The organism is Petrocella sp. FN5 (genome assembly GCF_029210395.1).
Lineage (GTDB): Bacteria > Bacillota > Clostridia > Lachnospirales > Vallitaleaceae > Petrocella.
The window spans coordinates 1-18768 of the sequence record NZ_JARGDP010000026.1 but is presented as its reverse complement, the minus strand read 5'-3'; the positions used below and the strand labels follow the sequence as shown (position 1 = coordinate 18768).

Annotated in this window: 15 protein-coding genes; all 15 read right to left on the bottom strand. The window is 40.4% G+C overall.

Annotated elements, in window-relative coordinates:
- Positions 1-13: 13 nt before the first annotated feature.
- Entirely contained in the window at positions 14-1792 is a 1779-nt protein-coding gene (locus P0N36_RS08265) for a methyl-accepting chemotaxis protein (protein WP_275842376.1), read from the bottom strand.
- A gap of 62 nt (positions 1793-1854) precedes the next feature.
- Positions 1855-2247, bottom strand: coding sequence for a CHASE3 domain-containing protein (locus P0N36_RS08260; protein ID WP_275842375.1), 393 nt, complete (start codon positions 2245-2247; stop codon positions 1855-1857).
- A gap of 89 nt (positions 2248-2336) precedes the next feature.
- Positions 2337-4055 (bottom strand): dihydroxy-acid dehydratase, encoded by a 1719-nt coding sequence (gene ilvD, locus P0N36_RS08255; protein WP_275842374.1) that lies wholly within the window; start codon positions 4053-4055, stop codon positions 2337-2339.
- Between the two features lie 118 nt (positions 4056-4173).
- A complete protein-coding gene (locus P0N36_RS08250) occupies positions 4174-5331 on the bottom strand; it encodes a TRAP transporter large permease (protein WP_275842373.1) in 1158 nt (385 codons plus the stop codon).
- Between the two features lie 73 nt (positions 5332-5404).
- Positions 5405-5584, bottom strand: coding sequence for a TRAP transporter small permease (locus tag P0N36_RS15735; RefSeq protein WP_442957185.1), 180 nt, complete (start codon positions 5582-5584; stop codon positions 5405-5407).
- A 187-nt stretch (positions 5585-5771) separates the two neighbouring features.
- The gene (locus P0N36_RS08245; protein ID WP_275842372.1) at positions 5772-6467 is read right to left on the bottom strand and encodes a FadR/GntR family transcriptional regulator; all 696 of its coding nucleotides are present in this window, start codon (positions 6465-6467) and stop codon (positions 5772-5774) included.
- Between the two features lie 433 nt (positions 6468-6900).
- Positions 6901-7926, bottom strand: coding sequence for a stalk domain-containing protein (locus P0N36_RS08240; RefSeq protein WP_275842371.1), 1026 nt, complete (start codon positions 7924-7926; stop codon positions 6901-6903).
- A 239-nt stretch (positions 7927-8165) separates the two neighbouring features.
- On the bottom strand, positions 8166-8951 hold the full coding sequence (locus tag P0N36_RS08235) for an ABC transporter ATP-binding protein (RefSeq protein WP_275842370.1): 786 nt from the start codon (positions 8949-8951) through the stop codon (positions 8166-8168).
- A complete protein-coding gene (locus P0N36_RS08230) occupies positions 8944-10158 on the bottom strand; it encodes an ABC transporter permease (RefSeq protein ID WP_275842369.1) in 1215 nt (404 codons plus the stop codon). Before P0N36_RS08230 ends, P0N36_RS08235 begins: the two co-directional genes overlap by 8 nt.
- Positions 10155-11387, bottom strand: coding sequence for an efflux RND transporter periplasmic adaptor subunit (locus tag P0N36_RS08225; RefSeq protein WP_275842368.1), 1233 nt, complete (start codon positions 11385-11387; stop codon positions 10155-10157). The genes P0N36_RS08230 and P0N36_RS08225 overlap by 4 nt, the downstream gene beginning before the upstream one ends.
- 124 nt (positions 11388-11511) lie before the next feature.
- Positions 11512-14610 (bottom strand): efflux RND transporter permease subunit, encoded by a 3099-nt coding sequence (locus P0N36_RS08220; protein ID WP_275842367.1) that lies wholly within the window; start codon positions 14608-14610, stop codon positions 11512-11514.
- Positions 14610-15872, bottom strand: coding sequence for an efflux RND transporter periplasmic adaptor subunit (locus tag P0N36_RS08215; RefSeq protein WP_275842366.1), 1263 nt, complete (start codon positions 15870-15872; stop codon positions 14610-14612). The genes P0N36_RS08220 and P0N36_RS08215 overlap by 1 nt, the downstream gene beginning before the upstream one ends.
- A complete protein-coding gene (locus P0N36_RS08210) occupies positions 15811-16500 on the bottom strand; it encodes a TetR/AcrR family transcriptional regulator (RefSeq protein ID WP_275842365.1) in 690 nt (229 codons plus the stop codon). Before P0N36_RS08210 ends, P0N36_RS08215 begins: the two co-directional genes overlap by 62 nt.
- Positions 16501-16695: 195 nt before the next feature.
- Positions 16696-17844, bottom strand: coding sequence for a GGDEF domain-containing protein (locus P0N36_RS08205; protein ID WP_275842364.1), 1149 nt, complete (start codon positions 17842-17844; stop codon positions 16696-16698).
- Between the two features lie 129 nt (positions 17845-17973).
- Positions 17974-18615 (bottom strand): anaerobic ribonucleoside-triphosphate reductase activating protein, encoded by a 642-nt coding sequence (locus tag P0N36_RS08200; protein ID WP_275842363.1) that lies wholly within the window; start codon positions 18613-18615, stop codon positions 17974-17976.
- Between the last annotated feature and the right edge of the window lie 153 nt (positions 18616-18768).

The following is an 18768-nucleotide window of genomic DNA, read 5'->3' as shown; positions in this document are numbered from 1 at the left end:
TGTATTGCCTCCCTTAACTTTCAAGACTATTTGGCGTTACGTTTGACGCCAGTTTAAAATGACTGATTAAGCCTTTTAATTGCTCCGCAAGTTCATTTAATTGTTGACTGGCATTCTCCACTTCAACCATTGAAGCTAACATTTCTTCACTGGCGGCATTGGTCTCTTGCGTACTGGCAGCATTCTCTTGTGCAATACCTGCAAGACCTTCAACAACGCTCATAACATCTTCTCTGTTTTCTTCCATAATTTGACTGATTTCACTGATTTTCCTGATTTCATTCAGGGATTCTTCAATACCTGCTGCTATCTTATGATAGGAACGCTCCGTTTCATGTACGGAATCCACTTGCGCTTCCACTGCACCTTTTACTGTTGCTCCGGTTTCTAAGGCATCTTTTGAAGCCGCTAGTAATTCTGTTAACATCTCGTCGATTTCACTTGTGAAATAGGTGGATTGCTCTGCGAGTTTTCTGATTTCACTTGCAACTACGGCAAAACCTCGTCCGTGCTCACCGGCTCTAGCCGCTTCTATTGCTGCATTCAGTGCCAATAAGTTGGTCTGATCTGCAATCGTTTTAATAAGATTGCTGGCTTCACCAATTTTGTTTGCGCGATCATTTGTCTGTCCGACACTGATTAGTATTTCATCCATTGCATTTTTGCTTTCGTTGGTGTTTTTTATAAGAGAACCAATAACAGCTATGCCATCTAAGGATAGTTTGTTAATTTCTATCGATGATTTTTCAAGGGCTTTTGCGCCTTGAGTATTCTTCTTAATAATGGTGCCCAGTTCTATGATTGTATCTGAGGCTGCATTTGTATCCTGGGCTTGTTCCATCGCACCTTTTGATATTTGATCGACCGTTCGTGCCACTTCTTCAGTTGTCTTCGTTGTATTAAATGCGTGCATGCTTAAAGCTTTTGATGTTTTTTCCATATTATCTGATGATATTGTAATCTCAGTAATCAATCCCCTAATGTTTTCCTGCATTTTATTAATTGCCATTGTCAGTATACCAAGTTCATCGCCTGAAGTCACTTGCAATTGTTCGGTCCAAAGATTACCTAATGCAAGTTCATCCGCTGTTCTTACCAGTCTGTTAATCGGATTTGTAATGCCCTTTACCAGTATTACCGTTAATAGGATCACCAGTGCAAAAGCCATGACAAGTACACTACTTAGCATTATTCTAAAACTCATAATACTGTTGACTTGGTTTACAATAGCAAGTTCTGTATTACTGAGTCCTGTCATCTGCAATGTGCTCACTAGATTTGACATTTTTAGTACGATCTCATCTAATTTCTTTGCTTCTTCATCCAACTCGCCCCACTTAACAATCATGTTATCCAGTGCTTGGCGATAAATCATTGTATAATTTTTCATTTGCATTAAACTGTTCTTATCTGTTTGATTCTCAGAGGCCTCAATCCATAAATCAAAGCTTTCAATAAATGTTTCAAAAGAATCTTGAGCATCTATTATGTGCTGAGAATTTTTCGTCAACTGTGCTTGAGATTGAATATCTAGAAATTCATATACAAATGACGATATATTATGAGCAACCTCTACTGAGTTTTTTGTTTCTCCTATAAGATTATTAATGGCACTCATCTCATCTCGGCTTCCATTTTCTTCAAGGAGCAACGTTATTCTATTCGATGATGCCAGAATTCTTGTGGATTGGTTGGTGAAGAATTTATGACTATAGTCTATCCAATACGGCGCAATACTTGCTGTTTCTTCTTTTAACGCACTCAAACCATCATAAGCTGTTTTCGCATTCATCGTTATATCTTGAAGTTCATCAAAAGCAAGATTGGTCATTTTTATGGAATCTGACAGTTCACCTAGACTTGGATTGGATTGGATTGCACGTGACTTTCAACTTTTTCCATTATTTTTTCAAGTGTATCTTGATTTTTCATAATCTCATTATATTCATCTTCATTACCCGTGACCAAATATAATTGAATGTGTGTCGCTAATTCCTGCATTTGAGCATTTAGATCATTACTTTCCTTTACCAATACCATATATGTATCTTTTACTTCTGTTGATGATGCTTCGATGTTCCTTATGGAAAACAGTATGAATATGGATAATAGACCAAATAATAGAAATATTATACCAAGACTACCTGCTATTTTGTAGCCAATTTTAAGATTTTTTATTCTAAAATCTTTTATTTTAAAATTTCTTTTGCTTAAATTTAATTTTCTAAGATCTTTTATTTTAATCATACCTATTCACCTGTTTTCTAAAAAGTATTCTAAAGACTATTTCGTGACACTCGAAGCAAAGCATCTCAAGTTAATATGATGGTCTCCGTTCATTCCATATAGCCGCCTCGCATGGCAGAAACGGCTAATTTGCTATAAATGCCTAAGATGCCTTTTTTCTTATGGGTAACAGGTTTTACCCACTTAGATTTTCTTTCAATGAGTATGTCGGTAATTTCTTTTTCTGATTTCTTTTCTCCGCCTATCCCGATGATATTGATCTGCCGATTGGGTACATCAATCCTAATGATGTCGCCTTCTTCAACGAGTGCTATAGGACCGCCCTCAGTAGCTTCCGGTGAGATGTGTCCAATGGCAGGTCCTCTTGTGGCACCGGAGAATCTACCGTCTGTCAGCAACGCTACGGTGGATACCAGTTTGGGGTCGGAGGCGATGGCCTCTGTGGTATAAAACATTTCCGGCATACCGGAGCCTCTTGGTCCTTCATATCTTATTAAAACTGCATCTCCAGGTTGAATCCTACCATTCATAACCGCTTCACAGGCTTCCTCTTCCGTATCAAAGGGTCTGGCAATCAAGTCTACAAAAAACATGTCCTTCGACATCGCAGAATGCTTAATGACCGAACCTTCCGGAGCAAGATTACCTCTCATAACCGCAACTGCACCTTGGGCGTTGATTGGGTTTTCACGGGTTGCTATGATGTCCGTTCTTTTAAGGCCAAGTGATGCCAGTTTGGTTTCCACTTGATCAAAATAACCATGGGCTTTGAGATCTTCTAAGTTCTCACCTAGGGTCTTGCCGGTTACCGTTATGACATCAAGATGTAAATGCTCTTTTATTTCTTCCATTACAGCCGGAACACCCCCAGCATAATAGAAGTATTCAGCCGGAAAAGTGCCGCTTGGTCTGATGTTCGCCAAATAAGGTACTTTTCTATGAATTTCATCGAATAAATCAGGGGATATTTCTAAGCCTATTTCATGGGCTATTGCCGGTATATGCAACAAAGCATTGGTTGAACCGGCGATGGCTGCATGAACAACAATCGCATTTTCAAAGGCTTTTTGTGTCAATATGTTCGATGGTTTAATATCTTGTTCAACGATTTTTAAGAGTTGTTCTCCAGCTCTTTTGGATATGTCTTGAATTTCTTCTAGGGTTGCCGGAATCAAAGACGTACCCGGTAATGATAATCCTAAAGCTTCTGCCATGATTTGCATTGTTGCAGCCGTACCCATAAAAGCACAAGCACCACAAGTAGGGCAGGCATTATGTTGCTTTTCTACGAAGGCTTCTTTAGAAATATCTCCCCGCTTAAGCATGGCACTATAGGTTCCAATCTGCTCCAGTGTCAGCATATCCGGACCGGCTTTCATAATTCCGCCTGTAACAACAACGGAGGGCATATTGATTCTTGCAATGGCTTTTAGATGTGCCGGAACACCTTTATCACAGCTACATATAAAAAGACCGCCGTCAAAGGGTGTTGCCGTCGCCTGTATTTCAATCATATTGGCAATGACTTCCCTTGATAGCAAAGAATAATTCATGCCATCATGACCTTGAGCGATGCCGTCACATATATCGGTTGTTGTATATTTTGCCGGTTTTGCACCAAGTTCCAGAATACGGTCCTCGGCACTCAGTACCAATTTGTTCAAGTGCACACTTCCGGGATGGCTATCGCCCCATGTGCTTTGAATGAATATTTGTGTCTTCTCTAGATCTGAAACAGACCATCCCATCCCCATTTTTAAGGCGTCCATTTCTACTGCAACCCGCCTCATTTTTTGACTTTTTAACATTTGTGATCCCTCGTCTTCCTATCATTAACTGTCCATTACCGGTCTATCATTTCTGCAATCGATTGTCATATTAATTCTATTGTTCTTGCTCTATTTTCTTGTGTTACTACACCATGATTTATTTCATCATATTAGGAATCCAAAGAACCAACTGGGGGAAAAATATGATGAGCAGAAGTACTGCCACTTGTGTTGCTAAGAATGGAAGCATGGCTTTTGTTATTTTTTCAAGTGATACCTTGGCTATACCGCAGGAAATGTATAAAATCGTTCCAACAGGAGGTGTTACCAGGCCGATACCCAAATTAATGACCATCATGACACCAAAGAAAACTGGATCAATACCTACCGCTAGACCTACAGGTAATAGAACCGGACCAAGAATAAGTAGGGCAGGGGTTAAATCCATAACACTTCCCACCAATAAGAGGAATAAGTTGACAATCAAGAGTACAACCAATGGGTTACTGGAGATCTCCAATATTGTAACGGCTATGGATTGTGGTATTCTAACGATCGTGAGCAACCATGCAACCACCATGGCCATGCCTGCTACCAGCATAACAATGCCTGTGGTTTTTCCGGTGTCAATTAATACCTTCGGTAGCTGAGAAACCTTAAGCTCTTTGTAGACAAACATGGATACAACGAGGGCATAGACAACGGCAATTACTGCGGCTTCGGTCGGTGTAAAAACACCTGAAACTATGCCGCCAATGATAATAACCGGTAGTAGTACTGCCCAAAAAGACTTCAATGTTGCTTGTATCACTCTTCTTATTGAGAATTTTTCACCTTTTGGGTAATTTCTTTTTTTGGATATGATATAGGTTAAGAGTAGCAATGAAAAACCAATTAAAATACCCGGTATGATGCCACCAAGGAACATACGGACAACGGATACACCACTGATTAATCCAAATAGGATCATGGGTATACTTGGCGGTATAACTATGCCCATGGTTGATGATGATGCTGTTACCGCTGCCGCGAAATCTGCATCATATCCCTCTTCTTTCATAGCCGGTATAAGTAAACCTCCGATGGCTGCTGTATCGGCTACTGATGATCCTGAGATACCTCCAAAAAACATACTGGCAACAATATTCACCAGACCCAACCCGCCTGTTATATGTCCTACAAGTGTGTTGGATAGATTTATGATTCTCTTAGCGATACCACCTGTATTCATGATTTCGCCTGCTAACATAAAAAAAGGTACTGACAAGAGGGGGAAACTAAATAAAGCAACAATAAATATGATCAGCATTTCCATTATTCTTTGACCCCCTTCTTCGTGCTATGCATCTTAATTAAATTAATAATATGTTTTCAGACATATTTCTCATTTAAGGTTTTAATCGATCTAACAATATGTGTAATCCTAAATGCTCTATATTATACAGACCTAAGACTGCTCCGGTAAAAACAAGCCAAACAAATAAAATTCTGCTTAATTCCTCAGCCCATGCTATTGACGAATTCAAAATACTTCTACTTATAACAGAATAAAATACGATAATCACCATGACTGACAAATTAACTACTAGCGCTAGTTTCACTACCTCTGAAATCCACTACCATAAGTGCTAATAGCAAAACAACGTACCTTCTCAACTTTTTCATTCGTAAACCTCCTTGAATTTATATGTGTATATCCCTTACGTATTTGCAAAGGATTGCTACCACTTAAAAACAACACGCCATCCCTAATTCTTATGACTTTTTCATCTTCACTTCTCTGATCTCTTCAATTGTTCTGGTCAAATGTCGACGCATATAGAGTGCCGCTAATTCAGAATCTCTGTTCTTGATCGCTGCAAGTATCTTGGCATGATCTTCAATTCCTTTTGAGGATCCTAGATAATGGTTCAATTCTTTTTGCTGAGCTCGCCATATATCTGTCAAGATTTCATTCACTTTTATAATTAGTGAATTCTTCGTTCCTTTTGCTATTTCCATGTGAAACATATGATCTGCATCCGTAAAAGTTTCAGATGACTTGCTGTTTTCCAACATAATGTAATAGTATTTCTCAAGTGCCAAAATTGTTGAATCATCACACCTTTGGGCACACATTGAAGCACTATCTACTTCAATAACCTTTCTAAACTCTACAACATCTAGCAATTCATCTTTGTCAAACAGCATCATCTGAATTAAGCCATTAATATAAATTGATGGAGATAAGTCACTGACATAGGTACCTCCACCCCGTTTTTTATTCAATACGTTCAGTGCCACCATTTTCTCAATTGCTTCCCTTACGGACATTCGACTTACATTCAATTCATTCGAAAGTTGAACTTCAGAAGTAATCTTCATGCCTGGTGTCCATTCTTGGTTAATAATCTTTTCCCTTATGGACTGATATACCATTTCACTTACAACCATTTTCTCATCTTCCATCATTTATCTCCTCATTTTAATCTATAGTCAATTAGTTATAAATACGTTATTGTAAGACAACTTGCTTCCATATGTTGGGTATTAGTAGCACTTATATGGACTTATTTGACTAATTCTTGTAACTTTTTTATGGTAATATGCCTTTATCGGTATAAATCTGTCTGACAACTTTGTTATATTTGTGATTATATAGGATAAAGCTAAACGTGTCAATTGTTTTTAATCTCCAAACAAAAAAAGGCCAAGAAAAAAGAGAGGCAAAAGTGCTTCTCCTTTTTCTTGGCTATAATGAGAGGGGATATAATATATTAACTTGTAAGTTAACTATATGATATGGATGTGTCATAATAAAGTTTAAATGGTGTCTTTTGTGTGTTCTTTTTTCAAAAGAGCGGCCCTTTGATTGGCCGCTCTTTTGATTTACTATTTATACTTTTTATTTTTGTTCTACACCGTAGTATTCCCATTCGAAGATCTCATATGCATCATCAATCATTGCTTTAATCTTAAGAGATAGTCTGTAGGATGGAAGATCTAATAAGTTGTTATCCGCTTCAAATCCTGTTAACATTTTAGCCAAAAGCCCATTAGCTTCTAATTCTGCTTCAATATTTTCAAATTCTTCTTCGCTTATGAGTGTTTTTTCTAGTTCAACACCATTCACTTTTCCACTTAAGATCTCAACAGATGTTGCTGTCGTTTCATCGTCTCCTACTATTAACCATGATTGAACCGCTTCTTCAAAAGTGGTTACCACATACATGTTCGCTTCTTCTGGATTCTTCATTGTTGTTAACTCTACTGTTTGTGTTTCTTGATTCCAGCTTACATCATAGTTGAAAGCTTCAGCTAAATATCTGACCGGTGCATAGGTTCTTGCATTAAGAATAACCGCTTCAGTATCCATAGCGATAGCATACTCTACTACTGCATAATGCTCTGCGCCTGCTTCTTCTTCCGCTACTTCTTCTGCTTCTTCTTCTGCTGCTTCTTCTTCTGTTGCTGCTTCTTCTGCTACTTCTTCTGTTGCTGCTTCTTCTGCTGCTTCTTCTGCTACTTCTTCTGCTACTTCTTCTTCAATACCCATCCAATGAGCCCCAAAAAAAGCTTGGCTGTTATTGATTTCAAAAGCTAAGACTTCACTTAATAAATATGCATCCACGTTGCCATCTTCATCTGCATCATAAGGTGCTGTCTCTAATGATGGATCGTAAACTCTCATAAAAGCAGCCGTTTTAAGTTCAGCGTCCCATTCAACCACCAAGCCCATAGCTTCTCCAATAGCACGCAATGGAACCAATGTCCTATTGTTACTGTCAATAAATGGCTGTGCATCTGTGAAAACTACAACTTCACCATCTATTGTCACTTGAATCGTTGTTTCTGCTGCATTTACGCTGATCCACGTAGATACAATCAGTGTCATGGCTAATACTAATGATAATACTTTCTTCATTTTCATCCTTTATTTCCTCTTTTCATTTTTTTATCCAAGTGCCTCCTGTCATCATTCTTTTTTAGAAAGCATTATTATGAAGCCTTTGGACTTTATCTACACATTTTAACATTAACATGAAATTCTTACAATGTTTTTAAGAAAAATATCCTCAGATTATTGACGATTTTGCCGATAATCAAACAACTTCAAACCATCATAAGACTTTTGGGTCATGTATTGGCATGTTCAAAAAGATTCTTCGATTAAAGATGATGCTTTTCTACCCGCATATGCTGACAGATCTTACAATAGACCGGTGCTACACGCTGGAAGGCTTCTTCATCACTAAAGCTACTGTTGAGGTAGTCTCTGCTGATGTTGCCATCGGTAAGCTCTATGACCCGGTCGGATTTGGCTGCAATATGGTCGTTGTGGGTAACGATGAGTAAGGTGGTGCCTAGGGTTTCATTGATGGTACGGAAAAGTCCGTAGACTTGATCTGTGGAATCACTGTCTAAGTTGCCTGTGGGTTCATCCCCAAGGAGGATGGCCGGGTCATTAATGAGGGCTCTTGCTATGGCTACCCGTTGTTGTTGACCGCCGGAGAGATTGGTGGCCTTGCTTTTGATAAAATCTTTCAAACCGACCAACTCTAACAATTCCTTGGCTCTGGCTGCTTTGACGTTGGTGGCACGACCCGCCTTAATCCAAGTAGGTATTAAGACGTTCTCTAGGGCGGAAAATTCCGGTAGCAAATGATGGAATTGAAAAATAAAACCAAGGTTCTGATTCCTAAAATCTGCCAGCTCGTTTTGCGTCATCTTAGAAAATGAAATATCATTAAAAAATACATCGCCTCCCGTGGGTTGGTCTAAAGCCCCTAATATGTTTAATAAGGTGGACTTACCGGAACCGGAGTAGCCAATAATGGAGGTGAATTCGTTTTTGTGAATCTCAAAGTTCAAACCATGTAATACTTCTGTCTTAATGGTGGTCCCATAGACTTTGGTTAATTGTTCTGCCTTTAATACAATGTTAGCATCAGCCATTACGAATCACCTCCACGGGGTTAAGCTTACTGGATCGGTTGGCGGGTACAAATGCAGCTATTGTACTGGACAAACTGGATATAATTCCAATCACTAGGATGTTCTGAGGTTGAATGCTAAGGGGAAATAGAGGAACCCCGGTGGATAGGGATGTCCCCCATAGAAACATCTGTACCAATCCGATACCTAAACCAGCGCCCATAAGAGAACCGATAATCCCTAGAATGGAACCTTGTAATAGGAAAATACGACTAGCTTGACCGCTTTTGGTCCCCATGGCTTTGAGTATGCCCAGTTGTTTGGATTTCTGGACAACGGATACAGCTAAGACACTGGAGATACCTAATGTAACTGCAAGTAATACAAAAACTTGTATCATAATGGAGGAAGCGCTCTGACTCTGAAGGGCTGCCAGTAATGAACTGTTGCTTTCAATCCAGTTATCTACAACCACGCCATCTAGACGGCTTGCAATAGAAGCATCTATGGTCTCGGCATCAAAAATCTCCTTTACCTGCATCTCTATTTTGGTCACTTCGTTACCATAACCCAATAACTTCTGAGCTCTTGATAAGTCCATAACCATCCAGCTGCTGTTTACCGCTGAGTTCCCAAGATCAAAAATACCACTTATGACAAAGCTTTGACTGACGCCGGAGGGTAGATTCAACAAAATAACATCACCAGGCTCTAATGCATAGTCTGTGGCAAAAGTATTACCTACCATAAGGTTATTGCCATCATAATTACTACTGCCTTTTATAATTCTGGTGGATATGTTATAGATCTCATCCGCTTTCTGGGGGTCAAAGCCCTTAATGAATACCGGCCTTGCCATACTGTTGTTCACATAAAAAGCATTGCCTTCTACTAGAGGGGATATACCTCTTAGATCATCTCTTTCTTCAAGGACTTCTATCATGGACTGCCAGTTGCTTAGTTGTACAGGTCGTGGGTCTGTATTGCCGGCTACGACGTTATCATCTGCCAACCCACTGATCTGTTGCTCAAAAGCGGATTGACCTGTGAGCCACACATGGGAACTGTTGCCAACGGTCTGATTGATTAGATTCTCTTGTAATCCACTGATTAAGGTGTTGAGAAAAACCATGACCGCCACACCAACACTAATACCCAGTAAGATAAAAATCGATTGGCCTTTGCCTTCTTTCAGAAAGCGCATGGCCACTTTCCATTCAAAGATCATGGTCCATCCACCCCTTCTGTCTTAAGCTCGACCGCCATACCTTCCTCTAAGCCTTCAGGCTCAAGGATCATCATACCCTTCTTCAGGCCATTTGTTACATAGACCGTCGGCAAGTTCTTGTTATATACTTCTATATCAACCGCCTCTACTTGTTTGGCTTCATTTTGGATATATACACCCAACCCGCCATTTTCAACCAAGTAATTGCCGGGTATCGTTAGGGCATTTTCAAACGTAACGGTAGCCAAATCCACACGAATCGTCATGTTCTGCAAAAAAGCTTCTAAGTTATCCAGAATCTCCACTTTGATGTCTACGGTGCCAGTCTCTCTGTTAATAGACGGTGCTATTTCATGGATGCGCCCTTTTGCTCTAAGTTGATCCGATACCAACAAGGCTTCTTGATCTACACTGATGCTTGACAAATAACGTTCATCCAATGCTACCACAACAAATTTTCTACTGTCTGAAGCGATTTTCATGATGTTCTGCCCGGGACCAACCAACTCACCTTCCTTAACATAAGTCTCTAAGATGATGCCGGATATGGGGGCTTTGATATTATATTTCTCAAGGTCTTCTTCTTGTCTTCTGATGCTGTCTTTGGCCGCTTCTATAGATGCAGCCAGTTCACTTGCTGTATAGCTTGGATCTGCTAAAGCTCTCTGTCTGGCTTCAACCGTTTTCATAGATTGGTCCAGTAGCGCTTGTTGTTCTAATAATTTATCCAGTTCTAGTCTTGGGCTGATGCCTTCATCGACCAAGATCTCTGTCTGATTGATCTGATCCATGAGTTGAGCCATGGAAAGTTCTATGCCGGCTCTTTCTTTACCAAGTACTTCTCTTTGCAGAGCAACACTGTTTCTATTGTTACCATAGCCGGATTGATAATCGGCTAATCTGGCTTGGGCCAACTTAAGAGATGTCTGTAAATTATCGTATACATTCTTAGCGTCATTGTCATCAATGCTTATAAGCCTGTTCTCTATCTCAACGCGTTCACCGGCTTTCTTAGCCACTTCACGAATGATGCCACCGACTTGAGTGCTTACAATCACTTCTTTTTCGTAGTCCACGTAACCTAAGGCACTGACTACTTCTTCATATGGACCTTCCAAAACTGTATATGTCCGAGCTACAGGTGGCCTATTGTTGTTTGCCCACAAACTATAAGCAGATACCAGAATCAGCAGAACCACCACACTAGCAATTATTGTTTTTTTCTTCATAAAAAAGCCTCCCTTAACCTTCATGGGTATATTATTAATATGTGATAATCATTATCCTTTAGATTAATGATATCACATATTGTAATAATATACAAGTCCTAATGAAGGTCCGGGAGACATATTTCTATGCTTCTACTGCTTTTTTCTTCCTACTTACAAACTTCATATGCCAATCATCAAATATGGAATAAACAACGGGTATGAATACCAAAGTCAATAAGGATGAGAGCAAGAGGCCGCCGATGACAACGGTACCCATGGAAGCTTGTAATTCCGCCCCTTCGCCGATGCCCAGTGATAAAGGCAAGAGGCCAAGTATGGTGGTCATGGAGGTCATCAATATGGGGCGTAAACGAATAGGTCCTGCTGTGAGAATGGCTGTTGTACGGTCTTCTCCCATCTTTCTTCTGGTACCGATGTAATCTAGAAGAACGATGGCGTTGTTAACCACAATCCCAGATAGCATAATGAATCCGATGATGGAAGTGATGTTGAGGGTTCTATAGGTAATGAAAAGGGCAATGAGTCCACCTGCAAAAGCCAGTGGTATTGAGAACATAATGATAAACGGGGTCAATAGAGATTCAAATTGAGCCGCTATAATCATATAGACCAAGAGTACCGCCAGTATAAGTGCCAGCCCTAAGTCTGCGAAGGCTTCTATCATGTCTTGATTGGCACCTCCGAAGCTAAAAGTATAACCGGCCGGAATCTCAAGCTCTGCTACAGCGGCTTCATAGTCTTTGACCACGGCGGCAAGATCTCTCCCATAAGTACCGGCACTGACGGTTACGGTTCTAACTAAGTCTTCTCGGAAGATAGATATAGCGCCTGTGTCTATGGTGATGGTGGCAATGGCATCAAGTGGTACAGAGGTCCCCATAGGCGAGTGGATCTCCATTTGTTTCAAGCTCTCAATGCTGTCTTTGTATCTGGTGTCACCTTCTATAACCACGTCCACTTCATTGCCTTCTAGCTTATATCTGGTGGCCACACGACCGTCTAGCATGGTCTTGACTTGACTAGATACTTGCGCGGTGGTTAAGCCGAATCTAGACGCGTTGTTACGCTTGAGGGCGATCTCCACTTGAGGGCTGGCCGACTCTAATGAGGAGCTGACATTCCTTGTTCCTTCAATGGTCTGTCCGATTTCCACCATGTCGCCTGCGATGTCTTCAAGGACATCCAACTCTTTGCCTTTGATGCTGATGGCTATGGCGGATCCGCCACCTGTCATCATACCGGACTGGCTCACCGCTGCTACACTGGTCTTGACACCGGGTATGTCTTTGATTAATGCTTCTACTTGAACCACGACATCAAAGACACTGTCTTCTCTTTGATCTAGTGGTACGAGGGCGCCGGTTATGGTGCCTTGGTTCTGACCGGCTATGACAAAGTTCCCACCGGAAGTAGAGCTAAAGATATAATCGATGCTCTCCAACTCAATGATACGGTTTACTATGTCATCCATGGCGGCACTGGTTTCTTCTGTTTTAGCACCATCTTCCAGAGTTACGGAAATGCTAAAGGCACCTTCATCGGATTCCGGCATGAATTCCATACCTACAAAAGTAAGCGAAACAATACTCAGTATCATAATGGTGATGGCTGTGAAGACAACTATTTTTCTATGCTTCAAGCTCCAGTCAAGGGCTTTTCTATAACTATTATCAAGGCTTTTATATAGATTATCCACATGATCTAGTAACCATCCGATAAACTTAAACTTGTTCTCATGGTGCTTGCCCTGAAACTCATCTACAATCAGAAGCTTGGAGGATAACATGGGAATCAAGGTTAGGGATACCACCAAGGAGGATAAGAGAGAAAAGGTGACTGTTAAAGCAAACTCTCTAAACATGATGGAAGTAATGCCTTCTATAAAGACCATGGGTAAAAACACAGCTACTGTGGTTAAGGTTGAGGCGGTAACGGCCATGGCCACTTCTTTTGCCCCCATGATGGCGGCTTCGAATCTATTATGGCCTTCTTGAACAAACCGGTAGATGTTCTCTAGAACAACAACCGAGTTGTCCACCAGCATCCCGACGCCGAGGGTGATGCCTCCAAGGGTCATCATGTTCAGGGTAATGTCGTTAAAGTATAAGAGTATGCCTGTTGCAATAATGGATATGGGCATGGACAAGCCAATGATAATCGTACTCCTTATACTTCTTAGGAAAATGAAGAGTACCATAACCGCAAGGAGTCCACCAATCAAGGCGTTAGACCCAACCCTTGCAATGGCTTGGTTAATGAAGTCAGACTGATCCACTACCACTTTCAAATCGTAGGCTGTGGTACTGCCAATCTCATCTAAGACCTTGTTGATCTCACCTGCAACAGCTACCGTATTGGTTCCGGATTGCTTTTGAATGGAGATGCTGACCGCTGACTTGCCATCTACTTTGGTAATTGAACTTAGATCTTCATTGGTTAGATTGACCGTTGCAACATCTGATAGACGTATTACACCCCCAGACGGCAATGTTATGGGTGTTTGTCTAATATCACCTAGTGATGAAAACTCACCAACGGTTCTTAGGAGTAGTTCTTTATCCCCTTTGTTAACAGAGCCAGCCGGTAGGTTAATGTTCTCAGCTGCTAAGATACCGGCAATTTGGTCAATGGTTAAACCATAATTGCTCAACATACCTGTATCCACACGAACAGAAACATAATTGGTGTAACCACCGTCAACACTGACAGATGCAACCCCTTCAATACGTTCAAGTGCCGGTCTAATGGTGGAATCTGCGTACTCGTATAAAGTAGCAACGTCCGCACCGGATAAGGCTGCTTGGACTACAGCGGTAGCGTTGATATCAATCTGTAGGACCATAGGTGTGGAGGCACCATCCGGCAAAAAGCCTTTGACCATGTCTACCTTCTCACGCATATCCAAGGTGGCAAAGTCCATGTCTGTGCCAAAATTGAAGACAACCACAACGACGGAGGACCCTTCTGAAGTAATGGACTGAATCATGTCAATATTTGAGACGGTACCAACGGCTTCTTCAATCGGTCTGGTGACAAGATTCTCAATCTCTTCCGGTGATACATTGGGATAGTTGGTCTGAATGATGGCAACGGGTACTTCTATATTAGGATAAAGGTCAATGGGTATTCTGGTTAGAGAAACAAACCCAAGGAGCACAACGATCAATACGAACATGACCGTTGTGACCGGTCTTTTTACGGAAAATGATGAAAAGTTCATTATTGATCACTCCTTATTACTTTGATTCTGCTGTTATCGTCAATGAGACCTATGCCTTTAGTAATGACCACATCTTCTAGCACAACTCCATCTAAGATCTCTGTATGGTGGCCGGTATCAATGCCGATTTTTACTTCAAGGCGCAAGGCTGTACCGCCTTCTCGCTCTACATAGACATAGTAAAGATTGTCTCTTAGGAGTACGGCTTCAGATGGTACATATAAAGTATCTGCTTTCTCTTCTGTTAATATGATCACCGTAGCAAACATACCCGGCTTAATCTTTTGGTCTGCGTTCTCTAATCTAATGGTCAATGGATAAAGCAATGTTCTTTGATCCGCTGAGGTGCTAATGGTGTCAATGGTTCCTTTAAAGATTTGATCACTTATGGCATCTAGCTTGACATCTACTGTTGCACCTAAGCTGAGTTGGTTGATGAGGCTCTCTGTTACACTGGCGTCCACAATAATCTCATTGATGTCTTCAATAACAATAGCCGGTTGGGTATTGGAAGCATAGTTATTATCACTAATATTAGACATAGTGACATAGCCACTAATCGGCGCTGTCATGGTCATGTCTTTTAGCATCTCTCTGGCTTGTCTTAGACCTTCCTGGGCTTGTCTTAGGCTAGCATTGGCACTTTCTACGCCAATCTGCGCCTGGTTGATTGTTGATTTGGATTGTTCTAATTGTTTCTCAAGAACGGATAAGGTCTCCGGTTGAGATTGAAGTCTGGCTTGTTCTAGCTCTGATTCTGATATGACCCCTTCTTCAAATAGGGTTTCATATTTTTCCAGATTAGAAGCCCCAAACGCATAGCTGTCATATTGCATGCTGTAGTTGCTTTGACTAAGCTCATAGCCTATCTGTGCTTGATTGATGCCTGCTTGTGCATTTTTCACACCGACTTGTGCCATGGATACGGCAATCTCTGCTTGGTTCACTTGATCTCTTATAGAGGTTTCTTCTAAGGTGAAAAGCAGTTCCCCCTCCTCTACAAAGTCGCCAACTACCACCGATACTTTTTCTACCTTGGCAGGTATGGCCGGCATAATGTTGACAGCGTTCTTAGCTCTGGTTGATCCAATAAGCTCAACATAATTGCTTAAGTCGCCTCGCATAACCTGTTGACCTGAGACAGCGACTTCAGTAATAGGCTCTCCTTCTGCGCTTTCCTTATTAATGATACTTAGCACCCTAGGTGCAATGACTGCGACTATGATGATTAAAATGATTGCAAAACTCACGAACTTCTTCATCGTTGATCCTCCTAAAATTGGTCTCCTTGTTCTTAATGGCGATTAGATTCCTAAGTGCCGGCTTAAGGCCGAACTCTGTAAGTTCTAGTAAACTGTAAATAAATTCTTTGTCATCTTTAGCTTCTTCCAATATAATGCAAAAAGATTCTACCATGGCGGTGGATACAGCTGTGATTAAAAGTCTACTCTTAATAATCTCAGTCTCGCCAATGGATAGTTCCTCTAGTAACATCCTTGATTGTTCCTCTATGTGACTTTTCAATCGATCTTTTGCACCTTCGTATGGAGAACCCTCTGCCCTAAGAAATAAAATAAACAATTCTTGTCTATATTCAATTCTGGCGTTCATGATCATGTCCATGATGGCTGAATTCTCAAGAATGTTAACTTCTAACAGCTGAGGCTTAAAGGGTTGATCTTCACAAGCTAGAAAAACTTCAATTAGAGGCTTGACCAGATGGGCAAACAGGTCTTCCTTGTTCTTGAAATAACGATATAAATTGCCTACGGACATGCCGGCTGATTCTGCTATGCCACGCATGGATGCTTTCTGATAACCATCTCTAATGAAAGCATCTATGGCGGCTTGATGAATCTTAGTCCGCTGGTCGTCTTTTAATATTTGCACAATAATAAACCTCCGTTCATTTTTAATCATTCTACCACTTGAGACCGGATTAATCCATTAATAAAATATTAAAATGGTTTTAAAAAAAAGAAAGCATTCTTTCCATTTTCTAATGAAAGAATGCTTTCAGTGAAATAAATCTTATAAGAGGTATTGTAATCCAGTATGAACTAATATCTTAATGAGTATGGGAAATCAGACTTTTATCTGAATACGACTTTCTTTTTCATCATAGAGGTCTTCATCCGCCTTTGCAATAAATTCCATTGGATCCATATGCTTCTTTGGCACCTTGGCATAAGCACCTATGCTGATGGTGACATACTCAGATACCCTTGAAGCTTTGTTTTCTATTGCTTCGCTTCTTAAGGCCTCATGTAACCTTTCTCTCACTTCTTCTAATTGATCCTCACTTAATTGACTAAAAATCATACAGATCTCATCGCCGCCATACCTGCAAGCATAACCGCCATGTTCTCTAACGATTGTTTTGATATACTGAGCGACAATCTGAATAATCTTATCGCCTTTTACATGTCCGTAACTATCATTATAGCCTTTATAATAGTCTATATCCACCATGAGCACTGTTAAAGGCGTCTTGGCTTCAACGGCCTTCTGATAATGCTCTAAAAGCTTATGATCTAGATTCCTTCGGTTGTATAGGTTGGTGAGTGGGTCTCTTGAGGATAAACGCTCTAAGGCTTTTTGCTGTTCAATAATCTTCTGTTGCTTTACAAAGTCTCTATGGTGGTACTTATAGAAGATAACACTGATAATCCAAGAAGTTATGACCACTGTAGAGGCATTAAAGATGTTGCTTACAAGCTGATCTCCTGATAGACCAACCACTGGATGGAGTATCAGATATAAGGCATGGTTACCAAAATAGATAAAAAAACTCTTGTTTGGAGAAATAACCGTTGCAGAGGCAAAAGCCATGAGCATGAAAAAATAGGTGAAGTTATGCACATCACGCATCTGATCGATTAATGTTATCCCCATAGACCACATTAAGAGCAGAAATCCGGAGATGACCAACCAGTTTTCCATAAAGGAATAGGTGAGTTTTTTTCTAATCTTCGTATGGGTGATACAAAACAGATAGATGCCGGCATAGACCAATAAAAAAATATAGAAGCTCCTATAAATAAGAAGGTAGTCACCATAGTTTATGGGTAAGACCGGTACAAATGAAATCAGCAAAAAAAGACCCTCTAAAAGAATGATGAGCGCCGATAGGATGCGGGTACGATGTATATTCAGTTTTAACACTTCTAGATCAAAGGCTTTTTTTTCGTCTTTGTCCATGAGGCATATGAAGTATTCATTGAGCCATTTCATGCCTGATTACCTAAATAGTCCTCTTTCTTGTATTTAATACAGGTCTAAAGAACTACCCTTTATTTTATATTATAGTCCTTTATGACTATATAATCAAGTTAAAAATAAGCCAAAGCTTATTTTTTATTTTTACATGCCTCTAATAGCAATACCATTCACTTTGGCAAATGTTAAGAGTTCTTGATCCTCATAAGGCTTTAGAGCATGGCTATGATTCGGCCTGTATTGCTGTAATACATAATGACCTCTGTCTACCATCTTAAGAAGCATCCCTACATCTTCAAAGCTTACTTCGGGGTACATGGTTGTGCGAAACTCATAGTGCTGTAGGTTTCTTACAAAATCGTAGCTTTCTCTAACTTGTTCAAAGTCCATACCGGTAAGTTTCCTGTAGTTGGACGGCGCCGTTTTTAGATCCATTGCCACATAATCAATCAACCCTAAACTGTGTAAGGTTTTTAGCATCGCTGGGTTAGATCCGTTGGTGTCTAACTTAATTGCATAACCTAAGTTCTTAACCTTGGTGACAAAATCTATTAAATCTTCTTGTAGAGTAGGTTCCCCACCGGATAGGGTAACTCCTGTTAGTATGCCTTTCCTTTTATCTAGATGTTTTAGAACTTCCTCTTCATCCATTAAAGAAGGTTGGTTCTTTAGATCTCTGTTATGACAATAGTCACAAATCATGTTACAGCCCTTTGTAAAGACCGTTGCAGACAGATGACCATCAAAGTCAACCATAGAGGTCTTGATGTATGCAGCTATGTTCATATAACCACCTTGTTTTCTCTTTCTTCATAATATTTATCATCCACATTATTATACCATAGTTAAAGGGTCAAAACTAAGTTTCACTAAACTCAGCTCCCATAGGTGTTTATGATCTAGAAAGGCTTTAATCTTTCACGATTTGGGTGTATAATC